The organism is Dyella japonica DSM 16301 (genome assembly GCF_001010355.1).
In the GTDB taxonomy this organism is placed as follows: Bacteria; Pseudomonadota; Gammaproteobacteria; order Xanthomonadales; family Rhodanobacteraceae; genus Dyella; species Dyella japonica.
The window spans coordinates 1-315 of sequence record NZ_JPLA01000084.1 but is presented as its reverse complement, the minus strand read 5'-3'; the positions used below and the strand labels follow the sequence as shown (position 1 = coordinate 315).

The 315-nt window shown below is 42.2% G+C and carries 1 protein-coding gene; it reads left to right on the top strand.

Going from position 1 to position 315, the window contains the following annotated elements; genetic code table 11:
* A partial coding sequence (locus Y882_RS20305) for a hypothetical protein (RefSeq protein ID WP_046973386.1) occupies nucleotides 1–315 on the top strand: 315 nt, incomplete at both ends.

Sequence of the window (315 nt, the reverse complement as noted above, 5' to 3'; positions counted from 1 at the left end):
TGCATATGCTTACTTCGGTGAGATGATGCCTGACATTGAAGATACGGTAGAGTCTGTTAATTCTATTCAGGAGAAGTACAAAGCATATCGTCAGGATTCTAAAGCACCTACCTTTGCTCTTACCTATCAGGGCACATACATCACTTTGATGAAGAACTGTGGTTTCCCTGAACAGAAAGCTCGAATGGTTGAGGAACGTTATCATACACTTTATAAGGTAAGTGATGACTGGGTTCAGGCTAAACTAGACCAAGCTGCAAAAGATGGTTATGTAACCGTAGCATTTGGCCTGAGAGTCAGAACCCCCTTACTTCA